Raw genomic sequence first — 20,778 nt, forward strand, 5'->3', positions numbered from 1 at the left:
CCCGCACCGTCGGCGCCCGCGGCGGATTGATGCAGGCGGTGGGCGCTTCGCCCGAGGTCCTGCAGGCCATCGCCGACGCCGGTGCGCGGGTCCTCTTCAGCTGGGGCGTCGGCGCCCAGAAGGGTGCGGGCCGCGGCGGCGCGGAATACCTCGACAAGATGATCGGCGAGCGGGACATGACCGCCATCATCCAGGTGCGCGGCACCGGCTTCATGTTCGGCCTCCAGTCCCACCTGCCCTTCCGCGGCGAGACCTGGGAGCGTATCCGCAAGCTTGACCTGGCCGGCCGGCTGGCGGCCATCCGCGACCCGGCGACCCAGGAGGCCCTCATCGCCGAGGGCCGCCGCACCGATGGCTGGAAGGACCTGGCGACCATCTACGACCTGGGCGCCGGCGACAGCCCGGACCATGGACAGGACGTCGACCAGAACATGCGCCAGGTCATGGAGCGCACCGGCAAGAGCTTCGTGGAGCTCTTCCTCGACCAGGCGCTTGCGACCGAGGGGCGGGGCCTCTTCAACCTGAGGCTGTTCTGCCAGAACCTGGACGAGCTGGGCGACCTGTTCGCCAGCCCGCGCATCCTGCCCAGCCTCGGCGACGCCGGGGCCCACGTCTCGCAGATCATGGATGCGGACTGGTCGACCTTCGTCCTGTCCTACTGGGTGCGCGACCGGGGGGTCTATTCCCTCGAGGAGGGGGTCCGCCGGATCACGGCGGAGCCCGCCCGTGTCCTGGGCCTGACGGACCGAGGCGTCCTTGCGCCGGGCCGGCGGGCGGACGTCAATGTGATCAACCTGGCGGAGCTCCGCAGCCTGCAGCCGCAGATCGTCAACGACTTCCCGGGCGGCGCCCCGCGCTACATCCAGAGGGCCCGGGGTTATCGCGCGACGATCGTGAACGGAGGCGTGAACATCGAGGACGACCGGCATACGGGCGAGCGCGCCGGACAGGTGCTTCGCAGGGTCCACTGACCCGGCTTCACCGCAACGCCTCTAGAAGCTGAAACTGCGCCGGAGCCGACGTCCGTCTCCGTCGCCCTCTCGTCCGCCTCAGGCGTGGATGATCCCGCGGATCATGGCCTCTGTGAACAGGTTCGCTCCCGAGGCCGGATCGTCGCCGGGTTGCCACCAGGACAGCTCGGATGCGGCATTGATCCCGGCCGTGAGAATCTGGGCGGTGATGGCCGTGTCCAGGGCGCGGATGGATCCGTCGGCGATCCCGTCGCAGAGCATTGACCCAAGCCGGATGGAAATCTGCCGAAGACGGAACATCAGGTCCGCGCGGATCTCCTCCGGCACCGTCGACAGGGCGCTGGTCCGAAGCAGCGGGGCGGGCCCCACCTGCAGCTGGACGACGGCGCTGAGCAGGGAGTGCATCACCTCCAGGCCTTCGCCCCCCGCCGCCTCCGCGGCGTCTATGGCGCGCCAGAGGACGTCGAAGGTTCGCTGGAAGCAGGCCACCACCAGGTCATCCTTGGTGGCGTTGTAGTGGTAGAAGGCGCCCTTGGTGACATTCAGCTTCGAGGAAATGCGGTCGACCGACGCCCCGTGATAGCCTTCATCGTTGATCAGCTGGGTGGCGGCCCGCAGGAAGTGCTCGGCCGAGCCCTCGTCGATCTCCTCGCCGCCGGGCTGGAGGTCAAGGACACGGGCCCCGGGCACGTTCCCGCCTCTCGGGATCCCGTCCAGCAGGATGGAGGCTATCCTCTGGCTGATGCGAGGATAATCCTCGACCCGCCAGGTGTAGATCCAGGCGCTGACGAAGGTCAGGGCGCTGACGAGCAGATGGGTGCGTCCGTTGAGGTCCGCCCGGGTGCGGTTCTCCCGGCGGTCCAGCAGGGCGCGGACCGTCCGGAACATGCCGACATAGGCCTCGTTCACGGAGGCGCTGTTGAGGGCCCTGACGTCGTTGAAGACGGTCAGGGGCTCCGCCTCGCCCAGTTCGACGCGCTGCTGGAGGCCGATGAACTGGTCGATGAAGATCTGGACCCGCTCGCGTTCCGTGACATGGCCGCGCGCCGACTCAGCCATCTCGCGGATCCGGCCGATGCTGCGCTCGAAGGCGGCGGCGGCCAGGTCTTCCTTGTTGCGGAAGTAATAGATGACCCCGGTGGGCACCAGGTCGAGGCGGGCGGCGACGTCGCCCAGGGTCATGCCGCGCACGCCGTGCCGGTTCATCTCGCGGATGGCCGAGGCGATGATGGCGTCCCGCCTCGCCATGTAGCGCCGGCTCGGCGTCCGGCCCGAGGCGGCGGCGGGGGCGGCCCCTTCGGGAGGATGTTCGGTGGTCATCGGACGGCTCCGCGGGGAGCGCCGCAGCGGCGCCCAGAGGCTCAAGCGGGGATAGATCGGCTTGTGAGGCCGGTCAATCAGGGCCAATCTCGAAGCCCACAGGGCGCGCAGACGTCAGGGGGAAACGCCATGCTGCTTCAGGGACTGAAGGTCGTCGAACTCGCCACCTGGATCGCCGCGCCCGGGTGCGCCGCGATCATGGCCGACTGGGGCGCCGACGTGATCAAGGTGGAGTCGCTGGGCGGCGACGCCACCCGGACCTTCTTCCCGGAAAGCGCCGAGACCCCCGGCAATCCCATCTTCACCATGGAAAACCGCGGCAAGCGCGGCGTGGCGCTGGACATCGCCTCGCCGGAGGGGCGGGAGGCCCTGCTGGCCGTGCTTACGGACGCCGATGTCTTCGTCACCAACCTGCGGCCCGGCGCCCTGAAACGGGCCCGCCTCGACTATGACAGCCTCAAGGCCGCCTTCCCCCGGCTGATCTACGCCAGCGTCTCCGGGGTGGGGCTGGAGGGGCCGGACGTCGCCCTGCAGGCCTTCGACATCACCGTCTTCTGGACCAAGAGCGGGGTCGGGCGCTCGCACATTCCCCCGGACCAGGAGCCCTTCGCCTGCCGGCCGGGCTTTGGCGACCACACCACCGCCCTGGCGACCCTGTCGTCGGTGCTGGCGGCCCTCCACGAGCGCCATGCGACGGGACGCGGACGGCTGGTGGAGTGCTCCCTCCTGCGGACGGCGGCCTACGCCCTGGGGTGGGACATGGCCACCCAGCTGCGCTTCGGCGAGGCGCCGACCAACCAGCCCCGCAGCCTGCGGCCGCATCCGATCGCCGGTATCTATTTCCGGACCCTGGACAACCGCTGGATCACCTTCGTGCTGAAGGACCCCGCCTGTTACCCCACCCTCATGAAGGTGCTTGGGCATCCTGAAGTCATCGACGATCCCCGCTACGCCCTGCCGACCACGGACCTCGACATCGTCCGCGAGATCCGGGCCCGGGCGGACGCGGCCTTCGCGCGAATGACCCTGGCCGAGGCGGCTGTGATCCTGACCGAGGCGGACCTGGCCTGGGCGCCCCTGCAGAGCCTGTCGGAGGTGGTGGGCAGCGAGCAGTACCTGGCCACGGGCTGCGCCGTGGAGGTCTCGGACGGATGGGGCGGGCGCATGGCCTCGCCGGCGGCGCCGGGCCGCTTCCCCGAGGGGGCGCCGGAGGTGACCCGCGGGGCGCCGAAGCTGGGCGAGCATACCCGGGAGGTCCTGGTCGAGGCCGGGGTCGCGAGGGAGGTCATCGAAAAAGTCATGGCCCGGCTCGGGTGAGCGCGGGCCACGACAGGCGCTGAGGCGTCAGCCCCCGCCCGGAGGCGGGGGCCTTGCCGATCAGTTGTAGACTTCGAACAGGCCGGCGCCGCCCTGGCCGCCGCCGATGCACATGGTCACCACGGCCCACTTGGCCTTGCGGCGCTGGCCTTCCTGCAGGACGTGGCCCGTCAGGCGGGCCCCGGTCATGCCGAAGGGGTGACCGATGGCGATGGAGCCGCCGTTGACGTTGTACTTCTCGGGATCGATGCCAAGGTGGTCACGGCAGTAGAGGCACTGGCTGGCGAAGGCTTCGTTCAGCTCCCACAGGTCGATATCGTCGACCTTCAGGCCATTGCGCTTCAGCAGCTTCGGAATGGCGAAGACCGGGCCGATGCCCATCTCGTCGGGCTCGCAGCCGGCGACGGCCCAGGACACGAAGCGGCCGAGGGGCTTGAGGCCCCGGCGCTCGGCTTCCTTGCCTTCCATCAGCAGGACCGCGGCGGCGCCGTCAGACAGCTGGGAGGCGTTGCCGGCGGTGATGAAGTTGCCCTCGCCCATGACGGGCTGGAGCTTGGCCAGGCCCTCCAGGGTGGTGTCGGGGCGGTTGCACTCGTCGCGGGTCACGGTGTAGTCGACGATGGTCTCTTCCTTCGTCTCCTTGTTGACCTGCTTCATCTTGGTCTTCATCGGGACGATTTCGTCGGCGAACAGGTTGGCCTGCTGGGCGGCGGCCATCCGCATCTGCGAGCGCAGGGAGAACTCGTCCTGAGCCTCGCGGCTGACATTGTACCGCTTGGCGACGATGTCCGCGGTGTCGATCATGGCCATGTAGATGGCCGGGGCGATCTTCGGCAGCTCCGGATCCATCGCCTCGGGGGGGAAGCGCCCACCTGACACCGAGATGCTCTCCACCCCGCCGGCCACGACGCAGTCGGCGCCGTCGCCCCGGATGTGGTTGGCGGCCATGGCGATGGTCTGCAGGCCGGATGAGCAGAAGCGGTTCACGGACACGCCCGCGGTGGTCACCGGCATGCCGGCCAGAAGGGCGGCCTGGCGGCCGATGTTCGGGGCGGCGTGGGCGTTGTTGCCGAGGAAGCAGTCCTCGACGAAGTCCTTCTCGACGCCGGACTTCTCCACCGCATGCTTGATCGCGTGGGCGGCCATGGACATCGGCGGCGTCATGTTGAACCCGCCCCGGCCGGACTTGGCCAGGCCCGTGCGGGCATAGGAAACGATTACGGCTTCACGCATGAGAAAAACCTCCCTCTTGTGTTCGTGGTTATGGCGGCGCGGACCGGCCTTGGCAATGTGAATCCCCCGGCGGAAGGCCCCTCCGCCGGGGCGGTGTCGGGGTCAGGGCCGGACCAGGAACTTCTCGCCGGTGGCCTTGCGGTTGCAGGCCCTGACGACCTCGGGCTTGAGCAGGTCGGTCAGGGAAACCTCGGTGGTGTAGCCCGAGGCGAAGGTGGTCTTGAGACCCGCCACGACCCGCGCCCGCAGGCGGTCGACCCCCTCCTTGCCGACACGGATCAGGAAGGGGGTCAGGAGCCAGCCGCCCAGGCCCCAGGCCATGCCGAACCCGCGGTTCAGCTCGGTCGGGCCTGTATCGAGGCCGCCGTAGATGTAGACCTGCTTGTGAATGGTGGAGCCGTAGCGCGAAAAGCCGGCCGGGTTGCGGGCGTTGGCTGCGATCTCCATGCCGGTCAGGATCTGCCCGGCGAGCCTGCCGCCGCCGATGGCGTCGAAGCCGAGGGTGGCGCCGGTCTCGGTCAGGGCCGCCACCAGGCTCTCCATGAAGTCGGGCTGGGAGGAATCGCAGACCACCTTCGCGCCCTGGTCCTTCAGGATCTTCGCCTGGGCCGGGCTGCGGACGATGTTCACCAGGGGCACGCCGTCCTCCAGGCAGATGCGGTTCAGCATCTGGCCCAGGTTGGAGGCTGCGGCGGTGTGGACGAGGCCCGAATGGCCCTCCAGCTTCATGGTCTCGACCATGCCGAGGGCGGTGAGCGGGTTGACGAAGCAGGACGCGCCGTCGCGGGGATCCGTCCCCTCCGGCAGGAGCAGGGCGTCGGCGGCGCGCACGCAGCGATACTCTGCGTAAATCTCGCCGCCGAGGATGGCTACGGTGCGGCCGAGCAGAGCCTGAGCTTCAGGGGACGCCCCGGCGGCGACGACCTCGCCCGCCCCCTCGTTACCGACGGGAAGGGCGGCGCCGGCGCGGGCGGCTACGGCCCGGCGCAGGGCCGGCGGTATGGGCGCGGACAGGACGGCGTCCTCACCGGCGCCGGAGACCTTGGCGGCGTCCAGGTCGGCGGGACCGACCAGCAGGCCGAGGTCGGAGGGGTTGATCGGCGTCGCGCGCACCCGGACCAGGACCTCGCCGTCGCCGGGCTTCGGAGTCGGGACCCTGGCCAGGAACAGGCGCAGCTCGGAAGCGTCGGCGGTGACCTCGGTGCGCAGCTGGAGGAAGGTGTCGGGAACGGACGTGGTCATGGGGTCATCTCTCTTCGTCTGGGCGGCGATACGCTCATTTGAGCCGGGGGTATGTCAAGGGCGGGCGTCGCCACCTCTCCGCGACGGCGCCGCCCCGCCCTCGCCGGGCCGTGCCTGGACGGCGTCGAAGACGTCGCCGCCCGCCGGAACTGGACGGCGCATCGCCGCCTTGATCCCGGCCAGGGTCCCGGCCGGCCAGCCCGCCATCCGCACTGCGGCGGCCCGGGCGTGATCAAGGACGGCGGCGTCGGGGACCAGGGCCCAGGCCAGGCCGAGGCGATGCAGGTCGGCGCCGTTCATGCGTCCTGCGCCGAGAGCCAGCTGGGCGGCGACGGACTCGGCCGCCCGGAGCCTCAGCCAGGCCAGGTTCATGGGGGCGTGCATGCCGATGGCCGCCTCGCCCACGGTCAGCACTGCACCCTCGCCGGCGACCATGAGGTCCGAGGCCAGGGCCAGGGCGGCGCCGGCGTTGATAGCGTAGCGCTCAAGGGCGCAGATCACGACGGCGGGACAGGCGTGGAGGTCCCGGTGAATGCCCGTCCAGTCTGCCGCCCAGGCCGCCCCCGCCCCGCCCTGGAAGAGGTCGATGTCGAGGCCGGAGCAGAAGGTTCCGCCCTCCCCGCGCAGCAGGATGACCCGCGCCCCGCCCTGAAGCAGGGCGGCCAGACCCTCCCGCAGGTCCCGGGCCGAAGCGGGCGCCAGGGCGTTCCGGCGTTCCGGCCGGTTGAGGACAAGCTCGCCCCAGCCCTCGTGAAGGGCTGTCAGGACGGGCGCGCCGGTCACGGGGGCGGGTCCCCCGCGATGGTCTTGAGGTTGCGGGCGTGGCTCTCTTCGTCCAGCCGGTAGAAGGACCAGGTCGCCACCGAGCCGAGGAACAGGACAAGCACCGTCGGCAGGTAGAGCCAGCCCACCTGGGTGATCAGCTCCATGGTCCGGTCGCTGGGCTGGGCCTTGGTCGGGAAGGCCACGGCGGTGAGGATCAGGCCCGGGATGAGGGCGGCGATAGCATTGACGATCTTGCTGGGCAGGCTGTCCGCGGTGGTCAGCAGCCCCTCTGCGCGCCGGCCGGTGCGGACCTGCACCTCCTCCACAATGTCGCCGATCATGGACGAGGCCAGGATGTAGCCGGCGATGGCGCAGACCATCTGCACGAAGGTGAAGCTGGCGAGGACCCAGAGCAGGGCCGGGGTCCCGTTCAACTGCAGCACCCCGATCAGCTTGAGGAACATGGGCGTATGGCCGAAGACCACGCTGGTGAAGAAGAGGGCCATGGCCGCCTTCTTCTTGCCGAAGCGGCGGGCCAGCCGCGGGGCGAGGATGCCGCCGAAGATCGGCCCCGGGATTCCCAACAGGGTGAGGATCAGGATGTCCTGGGCTTTCAGCTCCCAGAGATAGGTCTGGAAGTAGAGGGTCAGGCCCGCAGCGATGCCGAACCCCAGTCCGGCGATGACCTGGGCCATCAGGGCGACGATGAAGTTGCGGTTGGTCAGGGTGACCAGGGCGTCGCGCCAGTCGTCCCGGAAGGTCCGGCCGGGTTCATGGGGACGCTGGTGGAAACCCGCCGCCTGCTTCTGGGTGCCCAGGGCCATGGTCAGGCCCGCCGCCAGGAAGATCAGGATGATGGCGATGGACAGGGGCCCGTAGCCGTCGGCGTTGAGCTGTCCGACCGGATGCTCTGGAGTCTTCCTCAGGAAGATGCCGTAGATCAGCACGGTCGCCAGGGCGGTGCCGAGGGAACCAAGTATCCAGCGGTAGCCCAGGAGGACGGTCCGGTCGTGATAGTCGGGCGCCAGTTCCGGCGCCATGGCCCCTGACGGGATCTCGTAAAGGCTCCAGGCCAGGTTTACGAACAGGCCCGTGCCGAGGATGTACCAGAACATTACGGAGGCGTCCCAGCCGGGGGGATGCCAACGCAGGAAGAGGGCCACCGGGACCAGGAACATGGCCAGGTAGAGGAAGGGATGCCGCCGGCCGATCCGGGAGCGGAACTGATCCGATCCATGGCCGATCAGGGGGTCCCAGAAGCCGTCGATGAAGATGACCGCAGAGATCGCCAGGCTGACGATATGGGGCGGGACTCCGACCACCTGGCTGTAGAAGAACATGGCCAGACCGCCGAGCGCGACATAGGCGCCGTTGGCCACCGAGCCGACGCCATAGAAGGCCTTGGTCCGAAAGGAGAGCGGTCTGCGGCGACCCCCGGCGGGGGCCTCGTCGTCGACGTCCTGAACGGCCATGCCGCCTCCCGTCACTGCGGGTTCGCGACCGGATTCGCGCCCGGCCGTTCCTTCTCCCCCCGGGGGTCAGAGCATGACGCCGGGTGAGTTTTGTCAAGCCGGTATGGGCGCTTGGAGGGGGGGTCAGAGACAAGAACCGGGCATGGGGTCACCTGCCTGAGCTAAGGACAGGGAGCCCCTGGCCGTCAGGTGCAGGTCAGCACGATCTTGCCCACATGGTCGCCCGCTTCCAGGGCGGCGTGGGCCTCGCCGGCCCGGGCGAGGGGGAAGGTCCGGTCGATGACCGGGCGGAACCGCCCCGAAGCGATCCAGGGCCAGACCTGTCCCTCCACCGCCGCCGCCAGCCAGGCCTTCTCATCGGCGGAGCGAGGCCGAAGAGTCGACCCCGTGATCACCGCCCGTTTCTGCATCAGCCGGAAGATCGGCAGGACCACCTCGCCGCCGCCGAGGGAGGCGATGAAGACGATGCGTCCGCCCGTCTTCAGCGCATCGAGCTCCCGGAGGAAATAATCCCCGCCCACCATGTCGAGGACCACGTCCACGCCCCCCTCGGCCTTCACCCTGGGGCCGAAGTCCTCTGCAGAAGCGTCGATGGCGATGTCGGCGCCCAGCGCCAGGGCCCTGGCGGCCTTGGCCGCGCCCCGGGCGGTGGCGATGACGCGGGCGCCTGCGGCCTTGGCCATCTGGATGGCGGTGACGCCGATGCCGGATGTGGCGCCGTGCACCAGAAGGGTCTCGCCGGCCTGAAGGGCGCCATGCTCGAAGACGTTCGCCCAGACCGTGAAGACCGTCTCCGGCAGCCCCGCCGCCTCGATGGGCGTCAGGCCTTCGGGAATCGGCAGGACATGCCGGGCGTCGACCACCGCATACTCCGCATAGCCGCCGCCGCCCAGGAGGGCGCAGACCCTGTCGCCCGCCCGCCAGCGACCCCCGCCGGCGACAACCTCGCCGGCCACCTCCAGGCCAAGCGTTTCCGGCGCTCCCGGCGGCGGAGGATAGCCGCCCATGCGTTGCAGGAGGTCAGGCCTGTTGATTCCGGCGGCGTCGACGCGGATCAGAATCTCTCCGGCGCCCGGCGCAGGCCTGGGGATCTCCACCGCCTTCATCGCCTCGGGCCCGCCGCGACCACCCTCGACGGCGATGGCCGTCATCATCTCGCCCATTCTTGTTCTCCCCGCGCCCTTGCGTCCGCGCTGTCCGCTGCGTCAGATAGGCCCAGGACCGGGGGGACGCCAAGGGGTCTCGCACGGGTCCTGAGGCAGGGGGGCCGGAGGCAAGGATGGAAGACGCCGAGGAAGTGCGCCGCGGGCGCGGGGCGGCCCTGGAGCAGGCGCTGAGGGAAGATCTCGAGCTGTTCTCGATCGACGACCTGCAGGAGCGGATCGGCCTCCTTGAGGCGGAGATCGAGCGCTGTCGCGGCCAGATCGGCCGGAAGGCGGCGGGGCGGAAGGCCGCGGACGCTCTTTTCGGGAAGCCGGGGGACTGAACCTTGCTCTTGCCGCCCTTCCGGAATCCGCGCAGGCAGAGACCGGCGGAGGGTGAGTCGCCCGTTCGTCGGCAGGGCGCGGACAGGAGCCGGGGATGACCTTCGGAGCGAAATCAGCTGCAATGACGAAGCCGGGGGTCATCCTCGACCGGGCCTCGGCGGAGCTCTTCGACAGGACCTTCCGCGAAGGCATGGAGCTGATCGCGGAGGTGTCGGCCTATCTCGACGGAATCGGGCGCCTGGAGTCGCGCCGGATGAGCCGGGAGGCGGCTTCGGCCTTCGCCGCAGAGAGCATGCGCCTGACCACCCGCCTGATGCAGATGACGTCCTGGCTTCTTGTGCAGAAGGCGGTGCGCGAGGGCGAGCTTGCCCCAGAGGTCGCGGCCGAGCCGCTCTATCGGTTGAAGGACTCCGGAGCGCCACGGGTCCCGCCCCGCGCGCCGGACGCCCTTACCGGCTATTGCCGGCGGGCAGACCGCCTGTTTGAGCGCGTCAGCCGTATGGATCGCCAGCTCTATGTGGAGCTCGACGCGCCGGCCAACCCGGTCGCCTCGCAGATCGAGCGCCTTCGTTCCGCCTTCGTGGTCTGACGCCTACTTGCGGGTGAAGCCGCCGAACTTGGCGTTGAACCTGGAGACGCGGCCGCCGCGGTCCAGCAGTTGCTGGTTGCCGCCCGTCCAGGCCGGATGGGTCTTGGGGTCGATGTCCAGGTTGAGGGTCGCCCCTTCCTTCCCGTAAGTCGAGCGGGTCTGGTAGCTGGAGCCGTCGGTCATCACCACCGTGATGAAGTGATAGTCGGGATGGGTGTCTTGTTTCATCTCGGGATCATCCGACGTAAAGGAACGGCCAGTTTCAGTCCGCCGACCCCGGCCAGCCGGGGAGCGGAAAGCGCGCCTTCTACAGCAAAGGGCGCCGGTAGAGCAAGGGCGTGGTCCGGATGACCGAGAGTTCCGTCGAAACCCCGGTGGAGGGACGCCCCAGCGCGGGCGGCGCCCTGGCCCAGGACATGGAGGCGGCGGCGGAACGCCGGGCCTCGACCCGAAACCTGAAGGCCTTGTCCACCCTCTGGCCGATCCTGAAGGCCCATGGCGCAGAAGCCGTCATCGCCGGCGTCCTCATGGTCGCCACCTCTGCCGCGACCCTCGGCATGACCGGCGCCGTCCGCCTGCTGGTCGACCATCTGACATCCGACCAAAGCGGCGCCCCCGTGGATCCCTGGTTCTGGCTGCTGGGCGCCGTGGCCGTGGCGCTGGGGCTCTTCACGGCCTTGCGGTACTACTGGGTCACCCGCCTCGGGGAACGGATCGTCGCCGACCTTCGCAAGTCGGTCTACGGCCACATCCTGACCCTCGATCCCGCCTTCTTCATGGCCACCAGAACCGGCGAGGTCCTGTCGCGCCTGACCACCGACATCCAGATCATCGAGAACCTGCTGGCGACGACGGCGTCGGTCTTTCTCCGCAACACCCTGATCCTGATCGGCGCCCTCGTCCTGATGCTGCTGGTCAGTCCCGAGCTGACCCTGCTTGTGCTTCTGATCATTCCGGTGGTGGTGGTGCCCCTCTTCCTGTTCGCCCGCCCGCTGAGGAACCTGACCACCGCGACCCAGGACGAGTTCGCCCGGGCCGTGGGGCATGCCGGCGAGACCCTCGACGCCCTGGAGACCGTGCAGGCCTTCGGCCGGGAGCAGGCGGCGTCGGAGCGGTTCGGGGCGGCGGTCGAAAAGTCCTTCCGGACCTCGCTCCGGCGGATGACCGCCCGGGCGGTGATGACGGCGGCGGCCATCGTGCTGGTCTTCGGCGGCGTGGTCGCCGTCTTCTGGCTCGGCGTCCACGCCGGACAGCGGGGCGAGCTCAGCTGGGGGGCCCTCTTCCAGTTCGCCTTCCTGTCCGTCTTCGCCGCCAGCGCGGTCGGCTCCCTTGGGGAAATGTGGGGCGACGTGCAGAAGGCGGCGGGGGCCATGGAACGGATCGCCGAACTGCTTGGCGCTCGGCCCGGGATCGCACCGCCCGCGGACCCGCAGAAGCTGCCTGGCCGGGGGGAGGTCCGCTTCGAGGAGGTGGTCTTCGCCTATCCCGGACGGGCGGCGACGCCGGCCCTGGATGGCTTTACCCTCACTGTTGCGCCCGGCGAGCGGGTCGCCCTCGTCGGCCCCTCCGGGGCCGGCAAGAGCACCGTCTTCCGCCTGCTGCTTCGCTTCTACGATCCGGGTTCGGGCGTGGTCCGGATCGACGGGGTGGACCTGCGCCGGGCCGACCCGAGGGATATCCGCGCCCAAGCCGCCCTGGTGGCCCAGGACAGCCCCCTCTTCTCCGGCTCCGCTGCAGAGAACATCGCCTTCGGGCGCGAGGGAGCGGGCGAAGACGAGGTTCGGGCCGCAGCCCGGGCCGCCCAGGCGGAAGGGTTCATCGCAACCCTTCCCGAAGGCTTCGATACGGCGCTCGGCGAGCGGGCGAGGGGCCTGTCAGGCGGCCAGCGGCAGCGACTGGCCATCGCCCGGGCCCTGGTCCGCGGCGCGCCCATCCTGCTGCTGGACGAGGCGACCAGCGCCCTCGACGCCGAGAACGAGAAGCTGGTTCAGGAGGCCCTGGACGAAGCCATGCGCGGTCGCACCACCCTGGTCATCGCCCATCGTCTCGCCACCGTCCTGAAGGCCGACCGGATCGTGGTGATGGACGCCGGACGGGTCGTCGAGACAGGCTCCCACGCAGAGCTGATCGCCCGCGGCGGGCTTTACGCCCGGCTGGCCGCCCTTCAGTTCACGGACGGTGCGGACTGAGGGATTCGCCGTCCCTGGCGGCCACGGCGAGGTCCGGGAAGTCGCAGAAGACCCCGTCCACCCCCGCCGCGTAGAGCGCCTTCAGGAGGCTGGCCGGGTCGCCATGGGCGCTGGGGCCTTCCCCTCGTTGAAGGGCCCTCGGGAGGAAGGCGTTCTCGGCGCGCACCGTCCAGGGAAAGACCTTGAGGCGGGCCGCCCGCGCCGCGGCGACCAGGGGCGTCGGCCCGGCCAGGGCGCCTGCGTCATCCACCTTCAGGACCAGACGCCATTCAGGGCCCACGGCCTGGGCATAGCCGGCGATGGCCATCAGCCCTTCGGCGGTCACCATGTCCTGATAGCGGACGCCCGGCAGGTCGGCGGGGCCGCCGTCAGCCGAGACCAGCTGGACCCGGGGCGCACCGGAAAGGGTGGCGAGGGTCTTCAGGGGCCCGACTTCGAAGCACTGGACCAGAACGGGGGCAGAAGGCGAGTCGAGGCGCTCGGCCTTCAGGGCGGCGGCCATGATGGGCTCGAAGGCGAGCCCCAGCCGCCGGAAGTGTGCAGGATGCTTCATCTCCGGGCAGATCCCGATCGGCCGGCCTGTCCGGGCCGACTCCCGCCTCGCGATGGCCGCGACTTCGGCGAAGGTCAGGATCTGGTCCTCGCCGTCGTGGCGGGCGCTGCCGGGGCGCAGCTGGGGCAGACGCTCGCGGGCGCGAAGAGTCTTCAGCTCGGCCAGGGTGAAGTCCTCTGTGAACCAGCCTTCGAACCGCTCGCCGTCAATCTCCTGGACCCGGCGGCGGCTTGCGAATTCGGGCCGGGAGGCGACGTCGGTGGTGTCGCCGATGTCATTCTCGTGGCGCGCCACGAGGACGCCGTCCTTCGTCAGGACGAGGTCGGGCTCGATGACGTCGGCGCCCTGGGCGATGGCCAGGCGGTAGGCCGAGGCGGTGTGCTCGGGCCGATAGCCGCTGGCGCCGCGATGGGCGATGACCTGGGGGCGGGGTGAAGCTGAGGCGGTGCGGGCGGAGGCCATGAGGGCTCCTGCAGCGGCGAGGCCGACGCCGAAGGCGCGGCGCGAGGGACGGATCTGGACCATGGGCCCCGACTAACGCAGGGGCGTGACGGTTTCGTCAACCCGGCCGGGGCGCTCAGGCCGCGGCGCGCAGACGCTCGAGAATCAGGGGGTGCAGGTCCAGGTTGGCGGCGCAGACGCTGCCGGCGGCCAAGACGTCGTCGCCGCCCTCGGCGGTGGTCACCTTGCCGCCCGCCTCCGTCACCAGCAGAAGGCCCGCCGCCAGGTCCCAGGCGCTGAGGTCCCGCTCCCAGAAGCCATCCATGCGGCCGGCCGCCACCCAGGCCAGGTCGAGGGCCGCTGCGCCGAACCGGCGGACCCCGGCGACGCGCTGGCTGATCTGGTGAAGTTCCTTGAGGAACCGGGCGTGCTGACCATGGCCGAGGAAGGGAATGCCGGTGGCCAGGACCGACTCGTCCAGGCGCTGGCGGGCGGCGACGCGCAGCCGGCGATCGTTGACGAAGGCGCCCTTGCCCTTCTCGGCCCAGAAGAGCTCGTTGGATACGGGATTGTAGGTGACGGCGGCCACCACCGCTCCCTCGCGCTGAAGGGCGATGTTGATGGCGAAGTGCGGGATGGCGTGCAGGAAGTTGGTGGTGCCGTCCAGGGGGTCGACGATCCAGGTGTGGGTCTTGTCGGTGCCCTCGATCAGGCCCCGCTCCTCGCCCAGGAACCCGTAGCCGGGCCGGGCCTTGGTCAGGCTCTCGAAGAGCGACTGTTCGGCCTTGATGTCGGCGGCGGAGACGAAGTCGGCGGCGCCCTTTCGCGAGACCTGAAGCTCGGCCAGCTCGCCGAAGTCGCGGTTGAGGCCCCGGGCCGCCTTGCGGGCGGCGTCGGACATGACCTTGAGGAGGGCGGACTGGGTCGACATGGGGCGCGGACCCTAGTGGCCCGGGCGCCTCAAGGCAAGGCGGCGCCGGAGCCGGCCCGGTCCGCCAGGCCCCCGGCGATGGTCGCGTTGAGGGCGCGCACCGCCTCGGCCTCGCCATCAGGATGGCTCCAGACGCCGGAGGACACCGCAATGAAGTCCGCCCCCGCGGCGACCAGGCCGCGGGCGTTGTCGGGCGTGATCCCGCCGATGGCGACGCAGGGCGTTTCCATGGTCTCCTGCCAGACCGACAGGATCTCCGGGTCCGCCCGGGTCGGGGCGTCCTTGGTGAAGGTGGGAAAGAAGGCGCCGAAGGCGACATAGTCGGCCCCCATCTCCGCCGCCTCCATGGCGAGGTGCCGGCTGTCGTGGCAGGTGACCCCGACGATCCTGTCCCGGCCGACAAGGCGCCGGGCCTCGGCGCAGGAGGCGTCCGACTGGCCCACGTGCACCCCGTCGCAATCCAGCCTCGCGGCGAGGGCCGGATCGTCGTTCAGGATCAGGGCGACATCATGGGCGCGGGCGACGGGACCAAGCGCGCGCACCACCTCGGTGATCTCTTCCTCCGAAGCGCCCTTCAGGCGAATCTGAAGGGCGGCGACGTCTCCGGCCGACAGGGCGGCCTCCAGACGCCTGGCGAAGGCGTCGATATCGTCCAGCCGGGGTGGCGTGATCAGGTAGAGGCGGCAGGGAAGAGCGGACATGTCGTCCCTTCTAGCTTCACCTGGGCTGGCGCCCAAGGCCGCAGGGTCCGGAATGTATTGGGCGCCGGGGCGGGCGGTGGTAAGGCCACGCCCGATGTTCCTGCTTTCCGATGACCTTGCGTCCCTCCGCCGGGAGCTTGACGCCGCCGACAGCGCCACGGCGGTCCTCCAGGCTCGCTGCGAGGCCCTCGGCCTGCCTGGCGGGCCGCTTGTACGCGCCCGGGTCGAGCCCTGCGACGGGGTCGCGGATGCGGCGGTGAGAGGCGGGCTGAGGGCGGCGCCGGAAGAGGTCCTGGCCTGCCGCAAGGTCCGCCTGGTGTGGGGCGACCACACCCTGTCCCGGGCGGTGAACTGGTACCGGCCCGAACGGCTGACGGCGGACATGCGCCGGCGGCTGGCGGAAACGGCCGAGCCCTTCGGGGTGGTCGCCCGCCCCCTCGGCTACCGCAGGGTCCGACGCGAGACCCGTCTGGTCGAGGAGGCCGGACGTCCGCCCTACCTGCATTGCCGGGCCACCCTGGAGACCCCGGACGGAGAACCCCTGGCCCTGGTGGAGGAGATCTACCCGGGGGAGTGAGGCGGACGCCTTCGGGTCAGGCCGTGGGGATCAGGCGGCTTCGGGAAGGGCGCCGGCGAGGCCCTGAGGACTGGCGACAGGAGCCGGCTTGCGGACCTGCGGGAGACGCGGCGCCAGATCCAGTTCCTCAGGCGTCAGAAGGAATCCCGCGCGGCGGGTTGCCGCGCCGATCTCGACCCGCGACCCGAGCAGGGAGATGGCCGGAGCGGCCAGCAAGGGCAGGACGATGGGCAGGAACACCAGTGTCAGGTCCGGACGCGCCACCAGGGCCGCCGCGAACACGATGCCGGCCCGGACCTCCCAGGCGTGGGCGGCGAAGGCCTCGGACCACCGCATGCGGCCAGCCTCCCGCTGCTGCGGTCGCCATCCGGCGTCCCGGCCAGAGAAGATCTCGATCAGCATCCGCGTATGGCTGACCATCATGATGGGCGCCATCACCATCGACATGAAGACTTCCAGGGCCACGCCCGGCAGGATGAATCCGGCGCCGCCGAAGGCCTCCCGGTCGCGGCGGCGCAGGAGCACGAGCAGGCTCCCGAACAGCTTCGGCCCGAACAGCAGGAACCAGGACAGGCCGGCCATCCACATGACCACCAGCCCGTCCTGGCGGGGCTCCACAATGGTCCTCCACCCGTGAAGGGTGTAGACCTCAAGAAGGCGCGGTTCGGTCTGGAACTGGATCACAAGGCCGGTCAACAGGGCCAGGAACCAGAGCGGCGAGGCGAGGTAGGCCATCACGCCGATCAGCATCTGGAGCCGGCTCATGGGATGCAGACCGGTCGCCGTCAGCAGGCGCAGGTGCTGCATGTTGCCCTGGCACCAGCGCCGGTCGCGGGCCAGGAAGGCCTGCAGGCCGGGCGGTGCTTCTTCATAACTGCCGGGCAGGGCGCCGGTCATGTGCACGGCCCAGCCCTGGCGGCGCAGATAGGCGGCCTCGACGGAGTCATGGCTCATGACATGACCGCCGAAGGGCTTGCGGCCGGGCAGGACGGGCAGCCCGCAGGACTCGGCGAAGGCCCGCACCCGGACGATGGCGTTATGCCCGAAATAGGCGGACTCGGGGCCGGACCACCAGGCCATGCCGGTGGCCGCCACCCGGCCGTAGAGGCGCACGCCGAACTGCTGGACGCGCTGGTAGAGGGTCTCGGCGTTCAGGATGGCGGGGGTGGTCTGGATCAGACCCGCCTGCGGCCGCCGGTCCATGGCGTCCACAAGGTGCAGGAGGGTTTCCCCGGCCATCAGGCTGTCGGCGTCCAGAATGACCATGTAGGGGTAGGCGCCGCCGAACCGGCGGACCCAGTCCGCAATGTTCCCCGCCTTCCGCTCGGTATTCGCATCCCGGCGCCGGTAGTAGGCCCGGCAGCCCGCGCCAAGGCGGAAGGCCTGGAACGCGGTCCACTCCGCCTCCGCCGCCTCGGCGCAGGTGGAGTCGGAGAGAATGAACAGGTCAAAGGCCGCCGAGGCGTCGAGTGCCCGCAGGCTCTCGTCGATCTGTGCAAGCCGGCCGAAGGCGGCCGAGGCGTCCTCGTTGTAGAGGGGCATCAGAAGCGCGGTGCGGACCTTCGACCGCCGCGGACGATCCGGGAAGTCAAAGTGGTCGCGGTCGCCGCGCACCATCTGCAGGACGAGGCCGGCGAAGGCGCTGCAGAACCATCCGGACAAGGGGATGATCAAGGCCGAGAACAGGCAGAGCGCGAGGATCTCGAGGGCGGTGAACCCGTCCTCGGCATAGACCCTGGCGGGGGTCAGGAAGGCGAACAGGGCCAGGGAGAGGGTGGCCAGGAGCATGGCGGCCCGGCGAAGGCCCAGGCCTGGCGCAGTCTGTATCGGCGGCGGTGTCCCGACATCCGCCAGCCCCTGGCGAGGCATGTCCAGCGGGGCTTCATCGGGAAGCCAGGAGCGCACGGGGCGGGGGCCGGACCATCCGGCGTCTGCCGACGCGCCGAACTCCCTGCTGCGAAGACCGTCCATCGCCCGCTGCCGCTCCTTCGCCCTGCCGACAAGGGCAGAGGATCACAAACGCGTTATGCTGCAGCGCCGCATATGCAATAACGGAAACGTGAACGCAAGCCTGTACGCTCTCAGGGCGACGGGATTCCCCAGGCGCCCTCTTTTTCGGCGCCGTTCTCCTGGGCCTCTGCCTCGGCCCGGGCCATGATCAGCAGTCGCCGCTCCAGCACATAGGCCGCCACGCCGGTCCAGCCCACCAGGACGATGGCGAAGGCCCGCTCCCACCATCCGACGTTGTCGTCATTCACAAGGCCCTTGAAAATCAGGTGCTTGGTCAGGACGGTCAGGATCGCCATGACCACGAACACCCCCAGCAGGAAGATGCGGAGCCGCTCCATGCCCTCAAGGCGGCGCAGGGCCCACACCATGGCGAGGGGTGCAATCTGGATGCCGAGGCCGAGATTGATCGCCAGATGCCGGGGGTCCGGCCAGGGGTAGATGCTGGAAAGCACCAGGCCGACCCCCGCCAGGCCAAAGCACAGGGCGATGATCGCCGCGGAAAACCGGGCGCCGCCCAGGGCGATGACCGCCAGGGCGAAGCCGATCCCGGCAAGGCCGGCGCCCGCCCCTGACACCAGAACGCCGACGTTGAAGATGGCCGGGTGCGGGGCCGCCGCGCCGCCCAGCTCGCTGATGTACTGGGTGGCGTGATCAAAGCCGGGCCAGGTCAGGGCGGCGACGCCGACGCTGACATAGGCCAGAATGGGCGCGGCGATCCCGATCCGAAGCAGGAACCGGCGGCGGCGGAAGCGGTTCATGACTCCCTCCTCATGGGTTTCAGTCCCCAGAGCGGCCGAAGAAAGCCGACCCTGCGCACGATTTCGTAGACGGCGAGGCTTCCGCCAAGGGTGAAGAGGACAAGAATCGTCGCTTCGGCGCCGACGGGCAGGCCCCAGGGCTTCAGCACATGGGCGGCGATGACCAGCAGGGTCTGGTGGGCCAGGTAGCAGGGAAAGACCGCGTCGGTCAGGTACCGCAGGACCGGACCATCCGCGCCGCGCAGAAGCTTGCTGCCGAATCCGAGGACCGCGCAGATCGTCGCCCACTGGTAGACGGCGAACACCAGGTTGGCCGGGGCGGAGGGCGCGTGATGGATCGGCTGGGACAGGAGGATGAGGGCCGGGAGGCTGGCGGCGGCGATGGCGAGGGCGGTCCAGCGCATCCGCTCGAACCGGACCCAGACGTCATCGCGAAGGGCCAGCAGGAACCCGGTGAGGAAGACCCCAAGCGACATGGCGTGGTTATAGGGATCGTCCGTAATGTGATTGGTCAGGCCCGCCCAGGGAAAGACCAGAAGCCGCAGAAGCGCCAGATAGATCATCGGCACGATCAGCAGCCGGCCTCCCTCCAGAAGCCGCGCCAGCACGGACTCCAGCCAGGCCAAGAGGCGCGGAGAGCAGGCCAGGGCGAGGGTCGCGAGGCTGTAGACCGTGATGTAGAGGACGAACCAGACGTGGTTGAGAGGAACCCCGTTGCTCAGTCCTGACAGGCTGAACTCGGACAACCACCAGGCGCCCAGTCCGCCCGAATAGCTCCCCTTCTCGATCGCCTCGATCCAGGACTGGGGCGGCACCAGGACAAGGATTCCGAACAGCAGGGGCGGGATCAGCCGGCCGAACCTCTGGCGGAAGGACTCCGCCGGCGGCGTCTTGCGGACCAGGAACCTCAGGGCGACGCCCGAGACCATGAACAACAGGGTCAGGCGCCAGGGATTGGTGACCAGGGCCGCCAGGCCGAGGGCCTCGACGGTGTGGGTGCTGCGCACATGCCAGTCCCAGGGCGCGTAGACGAGGCCGACGTGGTAGAGGATGAGCACGCCGAAGGCGCCGACGCGGATCCAGTCGATGTCGGCCCGGCGCGGGTAGGCGGATGTGGTCACCGGCGGGCCCGAAGCCTCAACCGTTCAGATGGACTCCCCTGACAGCACAACTGAGGCTCTCCCTCTCAGCGAAAGGCGCATCCGGAGCCCGGGACCAGCGTCATCCCGGGCCGGCTGCTCTATGCGACGGGAAGGCCTGGTCTGTCCATCCGGCCCGCCGCGCTTGCCAGTCGTCTCTTCCCGGATCAGGCTTGCCTCCGGATCCGCTCACGGCCGCTGGGAGGCCCGCATGACCATTCAGCTGAGACAGATCGCCCTTGTCGCGGCGCGACTTGAGCCCGTGCTCCAGGACCTCGAAGCGGTGTTCGGCCTGGCCCGGGCCCATATCGACCCCGGGGTCGCGGTCTTCGGGCTGGAGAACACCCTCCTGCCGTTAGGCCGGAACTTCATCGAGGTGGTGGCGCCGGTCCAGCCGGATACGGCGGCTGGCCGGTACCTGGATCGTCGGCGAGGCGACGGGGGCTACATGGTGATCACCCAGGCGAAGACCCTGGCTGACCTCGAGGCTGTCCGCGCCAGGGCCGCGGCGTCGGGGGTCCGCCTGGCGTGGGAGTCGGCCCGGCCGGGATGGACCCTCATCCAGCTGCATCCCGGCGACCTGAAGACCACCTTCCTCGATGTGGAGTGGGACGAGCATGAGGATCTCGCCGGCCCCTGGCCGCCCGTGGGCGGGACCGGCTGGGAGGACAAGATCCGGCAGGATCTCGTCATCGACCTCGCCGAGGTGGAGCTCCAGGCGGAGGATCCTGCCTCTGCGGCCCGTCTCTGGGGCGCGGTCACGGGATGTCCGGTGGAGACCGGCGACGGTCCGCCCCGCGTGCGCCTGAACAACGCCGCCCTCCGCTTCGTCCCGCCCTCGGACGGCCGCGGGCCGGGCCTGTCGGCCGTGGATCTCAGGGTCCGTGATGTCGACGCCATTGTCGGCAGGGCCCGCTCGCGGGGTCTTCCCGCCGGCCCGGACCAGGTCGAGGTGTGCGGCGTCCGTTTTCATCTCAGCGCCGGCTGAGGCCGACGGAAATCCCGGGGCTCCGCGTTGGAGCCTTGTCCTGCCCGTCCTATGTCCATGTTCGTCCGCGACAGGACAGCTCGAGTTCCAAGACC

20 protein-coding genes are annotated in these 20,778 nt (G+C 69.9%); 7 read left to right on the plus strand and 13 right to left on the minus strand.

The genetic code is table 11. From position 1 onward, the window contains the following. Positions 1–971, plus strand: a 971-nt coding sequence (locus INE98_RS12265) for an amidohydrolase family protein (RefSeq protein WP_293539213.1), incomplete at its 5' end; no start/stop codon positions are given. Between the two features lie 78 nt (positions 972–1,049). Here the strand turns inward: INE98_RS12265 and INE98_RS12270 are convergent. Further along, positions 1,050–2,291 (minus strand): TetR/AcrR family transcriptional regulator, encoded by a 1,242-nt coding sequence (locus tag INE98_RS12270; protein WP_293539214.1) that lies wholly within the window; start codon positions 2,289–2,291, stop codon positions 1,050–1,052. A gap of 129 nt (positions 2,292–2,420) precedes the next feature. On the opposite strand from INE98_RS12270, the gene INE98_RS12275 reads away from it, so the two are divergent. Then, the gene (locus INE98_RS12275; protein ID WP_293539215.1) at positions 2,421–3,608 is read left to right on the plus strand and encodes a CaiB/BaiF CoA-transferase family protein; all 1,188 of its coding nucleotides are present in this window, start codon (positions 2,421–2,423) and stop codon (positions 3,606–3,608) included. 60 nt (positions 3,609–3,668) lie between these two features. On the opposite strand, the gene INE98_RS12280 is transcribed toward INE98_RS12275, so the two are convergent. The 5 genes from INE98_RS12280 to INE98_RS12300 all read right to left on the minus strand — a co-directional run bounded on the left by INE98_RS12280 (position 3,669) and on the right by INE98_RS12300 (position 9,483). Beyond that, on the minus strand, positions 3,669–4,841 hold the full coding sequence (locus INE98_RS12280; RefSeq protein ID WP_293539216.1) for an acetyl-CoA C-acyltransferase: 1,173 nt from the start codon (positions 4,839–4,841) through the stop codon (positions 3,669–3,671). 102 nt (positions 4,842–4,943) lie between these two features. Then, positions 4,944–6,083: a zinc-binding dehydrogenase gene (locus INE98_RS12285; RefSeq protein WP_293539217.1), complete on the minus strand. Its 1,140-nt coding sequence runs from the start codon at positions 6,081–6,083 to the stop codon at positions 4,944–4,946. 54 nt (positions 6,084–6,137) lie between these two features. Further along, positions 6,138–6,866: an enoyl-CoA hydratase/isomerase family protein gene (locus INE98_RS12290; protein ID WP_293539218.1), complete on the minus strand. Its 729-nt coding sequence runs from the start codon at positions 6,864–6,866 to the stop codon at positions 6,138–6,140. Next, positions 6,863–8,320: an MFS transporter gene (locus INE98_RS12295; protein WP_293539219.1), complete on the minus strand. Its 1,458-nt coding sequence runs from the start codon at positions 8,318–8,320 to the stop codon at positions 6,863–6,865. Before INE98_RS12295 ends, INE98_RS12290 begins: the two co-directional genes overlap by 4 nt. Positions 8,321–8,505: 185 nt before the next feature. Continuing rightward, a complete protein-coding gene (locus INE98_RS12300; RefSeq protein ID WP_293539220.1) occupies positions 8,506–9,483 on the minus strand; it encodes an NAD(P)H-quinone oxidoreductase in 978 nt (325 codons plus the stop codon). Between the two features lie 116 nt (positions 9,484–9,599). On the opposite strand from INE98_RS12300, the gene INE98_RS12305 reads away from it, so the two are divergent. Both INE98_RS12305 and INE98_RS12310 read left to right on the plus strand, forming a co-directional pair. Beyond that, on the plus strand, positions 9,600–9,806 hold the full coding sequence (locus INE98_RS12305; RefSeq protein ID WP_293539221.1) for a DUF1192 domain-containing protein: 207 nt from the start codon (positions 9,600–9,602) through the stop codon (positions 9,804–9,806). A 122-nt stretch (positions 9,807–9,928) separates the two neighbouring features. Further along, positions 9,929–10,396 carry a DUF1465 family protein gene (locus INE98_RS12310; protein ID WP_293539222.1) on the plus strand — a complete coding sequence of 156 codons (468 nt, stop codon included), beginning with the start codon at positions 9,929–9,931 and terminating at the stop codon, positions 10,394–10,396. Positions 10,397–10,399: 3 nt separating this feature from the next. Here the strand turns inward: INE98_RS12310 and rpmE are convergent, their stop codons facing one another. Beyond that, positions 10,400–10,624: a 50S ribosomal protein L31 gene (rpmE, locus tag INE98_RS12315; RefSeq protein WP_110450809.1), complete on the minus strand. Its 225-nt coding sequence runs from the start codon at positions 10,622–10,624 to the stop codon at positions 10,400–10,402. A 119-nt stretch (positions 10,625–10,743) separates the two neighbouring features. On the opposite strand from rpmE, the gene INE98_RS12320 reads away from it, so the two are divergent. Further along, complete coding sequence (locus INE98_RS12320; RefSeq protein WP_293539223.1) at positions 10,744–12,585, plus strand: ABC transporter transmembrane domain-containing protein; 1,842 nt, start codon at positions 10,744–10,746, stop codon at positions 12,583–12,585. Here the strand turns inward: INE98_RS12320 and INE98_RS12325 are convergent. The 3 genes from INE98_RS12325 to thiE form a co-directional block, all read right to left on the minus strand. After that, positions 12,566–13,600, minus strand: a complete 1,035-nt coding sequence (locus INE98_RS12325; protein WP_293539240.1) for a glycerophosphodiester phosphodiesterase family protein — start codon at positions 13,598–13,600, stop codon at positions 12,566–12,568. The genes INE98_RS12320 and INE98_RS12325 overlap by 20 nt on opposite strands. Positions 13,601–13,715: 115 nt before the next feature. Next, positions 13,716–14,510 carry an inositol monophosphatase family protein gene (locus INE98_RS12330; RefSeq protein WP_293539224.1) on the minus strand — a complete coding sequence of 265 codons (795 nt, stop codon included), beginning with the start codon at positions 14,508–14,510 and terminating at the stop codon, positions 13,716–13,718. Between the two features lie 29 nt (positions 14,511–14,539). Beyond that, positions 14,540–15,211 carry a thiamine phosphate synthase gene (gene thiE, locus INE98_RS12335; RefSeq protein ID WP_293539225.1) on the minus strand — a complete coding sequence of 224 codons (672 nt, stop codon included), beginning with the start codon at positions 15,209–15,211 and terminating at the stop codon, positions 14,540–14,542. A 94-nt stretch (positions 15,212–15,305) separates the two neighbouring features. Between thiE and INE98_RS12340 the strand changes: the two genes are divergently transcribed. Next, on the plus strand, positions 15,306–15,788 hold the full coding sequence (locus INE98_RS12340) for a hypothetical protein (protein ID WP_293539226.1): 483 nt from the start codon (positions 15,306–15,308) through the stop codon (positions 15,786–15,788). 30 nt (positions 15,789–15,818) lie between these two features. Here INE98_RS12340 and mdoH read toward each other — a convergent pair whose 3' ends face one another. The 3 genes from mdoH to INE98_RS12355 all read right to left on the minus strand — a co-directional run bounded on the left by mdoH (position 15,819) and on the right by INE98_RS12355 (position 19,677). Then, on the minus strand, positions 15,819–17,759 hold the full coding sequence (mdoH, locus tag INE98_RS12345; RefSeq protein ID WP_293539227.1) for a glucans biosynthesis glucosyltransferase MdoH: 1,941 nt from the start codon (positions 17,757–17,759) through the stop codon (positions 15,819–15,821). Positions 17,760–17,869: 110 nt separating this feature from the next. After that, on the minus strand, positions 17,870–18,556 hold the full coding sequence (locus INE98_RS12350) for a DUF998 domain-containing protein (protein WP_293539228.1): 687 nt from the start codon (positions 18,554–18,556) through the stop codon (positions 17,870–17,872). Next, positions 18,553–19,677 (minus strand): acyltransferase family protein, encoded by a 1,125-nt coding sequence (locus INE98_RS12355; RefSeq protein ID WP_293539229.1) that lies wholly within the window; start codon positions 19,675–19,677, stop codon positions 18,553–18,555. Before INE98_RS12355 ends, INE98_RS12350 begins: the two co-directional genes overlap by 4 nt. Before the next feature lie 229 nt (positions 19,678–19,906). Between INE98_RS12355 and INE98_RS12360 the strand changes: the two genes are divergently transcribed. Then, complete coding sequence (locus INE98_RS12360; protein ID WP_293539230.1) at positions 19,907–20,683, plus strand: VOC family protein; 777 nt, start codon at positions 19,907–19,909, stop codon at positions 20,681–20,683. The last annotated feature ends 95 nt before the right edge of the window (positions 20,684–20,778 follow it).

Source organism: Phenylobacterium sp. (assembly GCF_020253645.1).
Taxonomy (GTDB): domain Bacteria; phylum Pseudomonadota; class Alphaproteobacteria; order Caulobacterales; family Caulobacteraceae; genus Phenylobacterium.

Excerpts from the sequence above, each read along its gene's own strand:
- INE98_RS12270 (WP_293539214.1), bottom strand. The coding sequence starts at position 2,291 with ATGACCACCGAACATCCTCCCGAAGGGGCCGCCCCCGCCGCCGCCTCG.
- INE98_RS12275 (WP_293539215.1), top strand. The coding sequence starts at position 2,421 with ATGCTGCTTCAGGGACTGAAGGTCGTCGAACTCGCCACCTGGATCGCC.
- INE98_RS12280 (WP_293539216.1), bottom strand. The coding sequence starts at position 4,841 with ATGCGTGAAGCCGTAATCGTTTCCTATGCCCGCACGGGCCTGGCCAAG.
- INE98_RS12285 (WP_293539217.1), bottom strand. The coding sequence starts at position 6,083 with ATGACCACGTCCGTTCCCGACACCTTCCTCCAGCTGCGCACCGAGGTC.
- INE98_RS12295 (WP_293539219.1), bottom strand. The coding sequence starts at position 8,320 with ATGGCCGTTCAGGACGTCGACGACGAGGCCCCCGCCGGGGGTCGCCGC.
- INE98_RS12300 (WP_293539220.1), bottom strand. The coding sequence starts at position 9,483 with ATGGGCGAGATGATGACGGCCATCGCCGTCGAGGGTGGTCGCGGCGGG.
- INE98_RS12305 (WP_293539221.1), top strand. The coding sequence starts at position 9,600 with ATGGAAGACGCCGAGGAAGTGCGCCGCGGGCGCGGGGCGGCCCTGGAG.
- INE98_RS12310 (WP_293539222.1), top strand. The coding sequence starts at position 9,929 with ATGACGAAGCCGGGGGTCATCCTCGACCGGGCCTCGGCGGAGCTCTTC.
- rpmE (WP_110450809.1), bottom strand. The coding sequence starts at position 10,624 with ATGAAACAAGACACCCATCCCGACTATCACTTCATCACGGTGGTGATG.
- INE98_RS12320 (WP_293539223.1), top strand. The coding sequence starts at position 10,744 with ATGACCGAGAGTTCCGTCGAAACCCCGGTGGAGGGACGCCCCAGCGCG.
- INE98_RS12325 (WP_293539240.1), bottom strand. The coding sequence starts at position 13,600 with ATGGCCTCCGCCCGCACCGCCTCAGCTTCACCCCGCCCCCAGGTCATC.
- INE98_RS12330 (WP_293539224.1), bottom strand. The coding sequence starts at position 14,510 with ATGTCGACCCAGTCCGCCCTCCTCAAGGTCATGTCCGACGCCGCCCGC.
- thiE (WP_293539225.1), bottom strand. The coding sequence starts at position 15,211 with ATGTCCGCTCTTCCCTGCCGCCTCTACCTGATCACGCCACCCCGGCTG.
- INE98_RS12340 (WP_293539226.1), top strand. The coding sequence starts at position 15,306 with ATGTTCCTGCTTTCCGATGACCTTGCGTCCCTCCGCCGGGAGCTTGAC.
- mdoH (WP_293539227.1), bottom strand. The coding sequence starts at position 17,759 with ATGGACGGTCTTCGCAGCAGGGAGTTCGGCGCGTCGGCAGACGCCGGA.
- INE98_RS12350 (WP_293539228.1), bottom strand. The coding sequence starts at position 18,556 with ATGAACCGCTTCCGCCGCCGCCGGTTCCTGCTTCGGATCGGGATCGCC.
- INE98_RS12360 (WP_293539230.1), top strand. The coding sequence starts at position 19,907 with ATGACCATTCAGCTGAGACAGATCGCCCTTGTCGCGGCGCGACTTGAG.